We start from the raw sequence: 6,522 nt of genomic DNA, 5'->3' as shown, positions 1-6,522 counted from the left end.
TCTTTGGCTTTATACTTCTTTTATATTTTATCTATGGGGCTGCTGAATGTGGGTTACTAAATGATTAAGGCGGACGCGCCAATTATCCGGCTTGGAGAGCAAGTAGGAAAATATACCCTTCGCCTTGGCAGTTAGATTGGGATTGTCTAAAAATCCCTTATCAATAATTGTGTATGGGTTGTGTTTATCGTGTTGAACTCTGAATGTAGTCATTGCTTATTACTAAAAAATTGACATAGGAATCTCCGGTTTTGTTGCAAAAAATAATTAGTTACATTTACTTGTGACTAAATGTTAATATTGTCGAAAAAATCCTTCATAACAAACAATTTCAACTGTAGAAATTTCTATCCATCTTTGCCATATACTCTCAGGAATTATTAGGGTGTATCGCTTTCTATCTTCCCTACCTTCTTCTGTAAGTTGAATTGTTTCTAAAACAATCTCACTAGAATCTTTAAAATTAGCTAAAAAAGTTATAATGGGAATATTCGGGAATTCACCAGGAGGTACAACCATAACCCGTTCAACAATCCAGTATACCTTTCTATTTTGTTGGTCAAAAGTCGGTCCTGAAATAAGTTGATATGAAGTCTGATCATTAACCTTGCAATTAAAAGCGTTATCTTGCCATTTCGGATCTGATATACTTCTTGTTTGTGCTAAAAACTCAGGTTTATTGTTAATTTTTTCCACTTGATTTTGAGTTAGTAATAAGTTTGTATTACTAAGAAATAAATTATTACCAGCCCTACCACCCCCTGTTATTTTCATCGTGTTATTATTAGTATTTACTTCCGTAGGGACGGTGCCGTCTGGAGCTATTTGCCCTAATACAGGTGTATAAGGTAATAAGGAACTAACAATTAAGGTTAGACCAAAAAACCAGGATTTTTTCATAATTTCACTCGGTTAGTATTAAATGTAACAATTTACTCCAATATTAGTTAATAAGGGAAGTAGAAGGCGATAACATAGGCTTTACTATCAATAATAGCTACAAATAGGGTTCTGTTGCAAAAAATATCAGTCGCGCTCGTAATATGCTAAATTATAGGGGCGTGACTGCTCTATTTAACAGAATTGATGAATCCCAAACAACCTCAGCCGTGGAAGACATGAAGAGAGAAGGAATTCTGGATCCAAATAGTAAATTGAGACGGGTGAAATATCTAAATAATTTAATTGAACAAGATCACAGAGCCGTCAAAAAAATAACTAATGCTGGATTGGGATACAAATCGTTCGGTACAGAGTGGCGAACTATAAGAGGAATTGAAATTATGCACGCAATTAACAAAAGTCAAGTTGATGGTGTTGATCATAGGGATAGTGTAGCTCAAAAAGAATTTATTGAATCACTATTTGATGTTGCTGCTTAAAAACACGCGAGATACACAGAAGTATTGTATGCTTCATGACTCTTTGCAACAGAACCTTCCTGGACGATAAAATTATGATTCTTGTAAGTAATTGCATAGGGATTGTGTTTGTTGTATAATATGGTAACCTAAAAAAATACAAACATTGATTATTGAAATATAAGATGAAAAAATTATTAATTAAGCAAGTAGTGCTAACCATGCCTTTCTTAGCTTTATTTTTTACTTTTCCTTGTAAAACTGAAGCTATTGATGTGTTTAATAGTCAAGACAAAAAATCTTATTTTGCAGGACAATTAATTGTTTTAAGTCAGTCAGACATTGTTGATACTTGCTGGACACTTTTCGCAGGTAGTCCGTCTTATGCTACATTTACGTATGAATTTCGTTCTAATGGAACATATAGACTACGTTCTACATTTCCTACTAATTCAGAAGTAGAAGGAGAATGGAGAATCTCTTCTGGTAAAGTTATAACTAGATCTTTAAGACGTAGATTTATAGGACTTGAGAATAATTGGGTTGAGTTAAAGAATTCTGAGTGGGTAGAAGATTTTCTTTCTATCCAAGATGGAAAATTAATAAACGCAGTAGGAAGTGAATTTAGCCGATGTTAAGCAATTTCAGTAGATGGAAATGTTTTCTAGAAGCCTTATGGCTTCGTCTATATAGAGCAAAAGTACTATCATCTCTAATCCTTGTTTTACAATTGTTTTTAGCTTTGATAGATTTTATTCTGCGAGGGCTCGCCAAGAGTGGCAAGATTATTTTGTCAAATATGAAGGCTGAAAGGCTTATTCTCTCGTTGATCAAAAAAAGTTTTCCATCTACTGAAATTTTTTGTGCCTTGAAATGAGAAATCTTGCCTAAAAGTATGAATGATATACTTTATCGCTGGAGCTTGTTTCTCTTCCAAGGTCTGCTTACACATAGCTGAAGTAATCTGTCGTTTCTAACTTTTTGCGACAGAACCTTATCTTCTAGCTGAATCCTTTCTTACAAATAATTCTAACTGTAGAAATTTCTGACCATCTTTGCCAAATACTATTAGGAATTATCAGAGTGAATCGCTTTATATCTCCTTGACCTTCTTCACTAAGTTGAGCTGTCCCTAAAATAACCCCACTCGAATCTACAAATTCAGCTAAAAAATATGGAGGAACTGTAAATTTTATATTGCTCAAATCAAGAGGTTCTCCAGGAACTCTACGTGTACCTACAAAAACACTTTCAACAATCCAATCTACTTGTGTATTTTGTTCATCAAAACTTGGTCCAGAAGTAATTTGATATGAACTATTATCACTATACTTGCAGTTAAAACTGTCATCTTCCCATTGTGGAGCTGATATACTTCTTGTTTGTGCCAACAATTGAGATTCGTTGTTAATCCCTTCTGTTCGATTTTGAGTTAAGGCTAATTTTGTATTTAAAAAACAAACAAAAATTACACTTGATATGAGTATTACTCTAATTGATAGATAAGAGTTTTTCATGGATCTTATTTACTACTAACCTACAATATTACTAACAAGTAAAGTTATGATGTAATTATAACACAATAGTTGAAATATAATCACCATTTTTTTTGTATATTTATTTTTCTATTTTATACAAAGAAATAGGGGTTGAGCCGAGATACGTGTAAGTGCGATTCGTTCTGGAGAAACCCATTATTTGGAGGGATTCCAGGCATCAGTAAAGTAACCAAATTTGGTTGAGTCCGCACTTTAAAATCCTTTACTGATGACAACTTGATATCCATGTAAGTGAGGTGAGTAACCTAGAAAACCAAGTCTTACCGCCCTGGTGCGGGGCTGAAAGCACATAAGCTACCAATAATGGTAGCCCCTACGGAGGCGACTGACTATCAAATTCGTAAAGCGGGGATGAAAGCGGTAAATGGTGGTAATTGCTGAAAGCACCAACCGCAAGCAAGAGTCTATGGGGAGAGCAGACGAAATGTCGTTGAGCCATCGTTACATCTCACCAAGGGATATAAGCTTGTGTTTCGGACACACCTTGGTTCGGAAATAACCGATAGGGTAAGGACTGTTAGGTTCTTACAACTGAAACAGCGCACTTCCTAAACCCCCGGTGGAAAGACATCCCCTAAAGACTCGAAAAAAATGGATGTCAGGAACGAAGTAACCCAAATTATAGCTCCTATGGAGGTCGATACATAGGTAGGCGGTCAGGCTAAAAGCTTTAATTGGATGGGATGGGTTAAGAAGCAAATGCCTAAACCGAAGTAACGGTTAAAGCCTGAAAAGGGATGGAGTAATGTCCAGGATAAGCAGACGTAACTCGCAATGTGCATAGAGCTAGAGGTGTAAGTAGTAATGAAAAAGCTTAAATCAGATTCAACACTGAATACTGAGGGATGGAGGAGTATCAATTGGCGCCAAGTCGAAAAGTACGTCTTCAAGTTACAAAAACGCATCTACGCCGCTTCACGTTGTGGCGATATTAAGCGAGCCAGAAAACTCCAACGAACATTAATGAGGTCTTGGTCGAATAGAGCTTTAGCGGTTAGAAGGGTAACACAAGACAACCAAGGTAAAAAGACAGCCGGAGTGGACGGTATAAAATTACTATCCCCAGAAGCACGTCTGAACCTAACAAATGGTCTATACATAAACGGCAAATCCAAACCCACACGGAGAATATGGATTCCTAAGCCAGGGAAAACAGAGAAACGACCACTTTCTATACCTACTATATTTGACCGCGCCCTTCAAGCTGTAGTAAAAGCTACGCTAGAGCCTGAGTGGGAAGCTCGATTTGAACCATCAAATTATGGTTTTCGACCCGGTAGGTCATGCCATGATGCCATTAAACATATCAAAAACTGCATAGTATCAAAAGCGAAATTTGTTTTCGATGCAGATATATCGCAGTGCTTCGACCGCATAGACCATAAAGCTTTACTTCTGAAACTAAATGTCAAAGGAAAAATTAAGCAACAAATAAAAGCTTGGTTAAAATCTGGGGCTGTAGATTCAGGAGAATTCATAGCAAGTAATGATGGAACTCCGCAAGGAGGTGTGCTTTCACCATTATTAGCGAATATTGCTTTGCATGGTTTAGAAAATCTTATTGACCAAGAATTTTCAGCTAATAAGGCAGGTAAAGTAATCGGGTCAAAAGCTAAATTTGGACAGGAAATACAGAAGCCTACTTTTATAAGATATGCTGATGATTTCGTTGTTTTAAATGAATCCAAAGCGGTCATTATTAGGTGTGAGGAAATCATAAAACAATGGCTAAAAGGTATTGGCTTAGAATTGAAACCTGAAAAGACTCGAATAACACATACATTACATCCGCACTTAAGTGAGGATGGTATGGCAGGATTTGATTTTCTTGGACATCATATCCAACAATATCCTGCGGGAAAATACCGAGACAATAAAAACAGTCGAGGTGTAAGTCTTGGTTTCATCACCCTCATTACCCCCTCAAAAAAGGCAATTGAGACCCACAAACTTAAAATCAAATCCATCATTACTAAAAACAAATCTAAGTCTCAAGCAAAGCTTATTAAAGACTTAAATCCTGTAATTAGAGGATGGGCGAGGTATTACAGAGTCTCAGATGCAGGAACCACAGGGGATTTCTCACGGTTAGACAGAATACTCTATCTTCGATTGAGAAGATGGGCGAAAAGACAAACCGGAAGCATTAATAAAGGACACCAGAAATATTGGCACACAATAGGCGATAAGCAATGGGTTTTTGCGACACGACCAACTAGCGGCGCTTTGGAACTAACAACTTATATCGAGTTCCATTCCAGTGTAAACGACTACGTTAAGGTCTTAGCCGATAAAAGCCCGTATGATGGTGAATCTCTTTATTGGAGTCAAAGACTAAGTAAATACCCTGAGATGCCTAGTAGAAAATCTGCGTTACTAAAGCAACAAAAGGGGAAATGTGCTTGGTGCGGCTTGCATTTTAAAGAAGGTGATGTATTGGAAATTGACCACATAAAGCCCATTTCATGCGGAGGCAAAGATAAATGGGAAAATCTCCAATTACTACACCGCCATTGCCACGATGAAAAAACTGCCAACGATGGTAGTCAGAAGTCCCGTAGTGACAAAAGGGAAACACATTGAGTAGCCGTGTGAAGGGACAACTTTCATGCACGGTTTCGGATGGGAGGTGAGGTGCAGCAATGCTCCTCATCGACCCTAACAATCAGGCCACATATCCTTGTAACCCTTGCTGTGTAAAAGTTTGATTTTCTAGAGACTATTGCGATCGCTGACTATTAGACATTTCCAGAAAAGATTTTTAAATGGCTCGTAGTCTGGTTCTAACGGATTTTGTGGGTGGACGATTTTTCAGCAGTTCGACGACCATTTAGAGAACTGGCAATCAACAAATTATGCAGCCAGTTGTCATGGTAACTCTCAATGGGGAAGATTTCTGGATTTTTTTCTAGGAGTTGAAGAATATATCTTCTAAAAGTGTCATTATCAGCTATAATGTTCTTATATTCGGCTTCACTAGCAACAGGTATGCAAATACTTTTATCTCCTCTAACAGAGTGGGTCATTCTTTAAATTAAGCATCAAAATAGTCAACGGCTTGACTACTTTAACCGAAAACCAGCACTCTGTCATTAGATGGCGAGCACTACCAAAATCGCTTACCCACAAAATCCCTTAGAACGAGCAAATCAAATAGTGTTCAATAATTATTCGCGATTGTTTTTCGCGAACTAGTCTCTTTTTGTTAAACTGAATAAAAATACTCAAGTTTGAGTATGGCGATCGCCTTTATCCTTTTGCATTATTTGCGTCTGAAGGCTTATCCATAATGAAATTCTCTGTGACAATTGGGACACAAAGCCAAAACATTATCAAGACTATCACATCCACCTTCTGATAACGGTATTATGTGATGAACTTCTAAATAAAGAGTATTATTTGAAGCTCTTATAAAAGGAGCGTCCTTTTTGCATTTTTCACACTTACCTTCTGCTCTGTGTAATGCTTCGGCGATGAGATCAGGATTTCTTTCATATCTGTAAGAAATAACTTTAATCTTTTTAGGTTTTTTATTTGACATTTTTATCCCACATTCAGCAGCCCCATAGATAAAATATAAAAGAAGTATAAAGCCAAAGAAT

General features: G+C 36.9%; 7 protein-coding genes. 3 read left to right on the top strand and 4 right to left on the bottom strand.

The features are described from left to right. Nucleotides 1-294: 294 nt before the first annotated feature. The gene (locus MW688_RS20370; protein ID WP_486737845.1) at nt 295-900 is read right to left on the bottom strand and encodes a hypothetical protein; all 606 of its coding nucleotides are present in this window, start codon (nt 898-900) and stop codon (nt 295-297) included. Between the two features lie 143 nt (nt 901-1,043). On the opposite strand from MW688_RS20370, the gene MW688_RS20365 reads away from it, so the two are divergent. Both MW688_RS20365 and MW688_RS20360 read left to right on the top strand, forming a co-directional pair. Continuing rightward, entirely contained in the window at nt 1,044-1,382 is a 339-nt protein-coding gene (locus MW688_RS20365) for a DDE-type integrase/transposase/recombinase (RefSeq protein WP_486737844.1), read from the top strand. A gap of 191 nt (nt 1,383-1,573) precedes the next feature. Next, on the top strand, nt 1,574-1,999 hold the full coding sequence (locus MW688_RS20360) for a hypothetical protein (protein ID WP_486737843.1): 426 nt from the start codon (nt 1,574-1,576) through the stop codon (nt 1,997-1,999). A gap of 363 nt (nt 2,000-2,362) precedes the next feature. Here MW688_RS20360 and MW688_RS20355 read toward each other — a convergent pair whose 3' ends face one another. Then, nucleotides 2,363-2,878 (bottom strand): hypothetical protein, encoded by a 516-nt coding sequence (locus tag MW688_RS20355; protein ID WP_486737842.1) that lies wholly within the window; start codon nt 2,876-2,878, stop codon nt 2,363-2,365. Nucleotides 2,879-3,724: 846 nt separating this feature from the next. Between MW688_RS20355 and ltrA the strand changes: the two genes are divergently transcribed. Continuing rightward, the gene (gene ltrA / locus MW688_RS20350; protein ID WP_486737841.1) at nt 3,725-5,503 is read left to right on the top strand and encodes a group II intron reverse transcriptase/maturase; all 1,779 of its coding nucleotides are present in this window, start codon (nt 3,725-3,727) and stop codon (nt 5,501-5,503) included. Nucleotides 5,504-5,703: 200 nt separating this feature from the next. Here the strand turns inward: ltrA and MW688_RS20345 are convergent, their stop codons facing one another. Next, entirely contained in the window at nt 5,704-5,946 is a 243-nt protein-coding gene (locus tag MW688_RS20345) for a hypothetical protein (protein WP_486737840.1), read from the bottom strand. 254 nt (nt 5,947-6,200) lie between these two features. Beyond that, nucleotides 6,201-6,522, bottom strand: a 322-nt coding sequence (locus MW688_RS20340) for an HNH endonuclease (RefSeq protein WP_486737839.1), incomplete at its 5' end; no start/stop codon positions are given.

This window comes from Johannesbaptistia floridana, assembly GCF_057440575.1.
The sequence above is the reverse complement of the archived record's forward strand: the minus strand, read 5'-3'. Positions and strand labels throughout refer to the sequence as shown.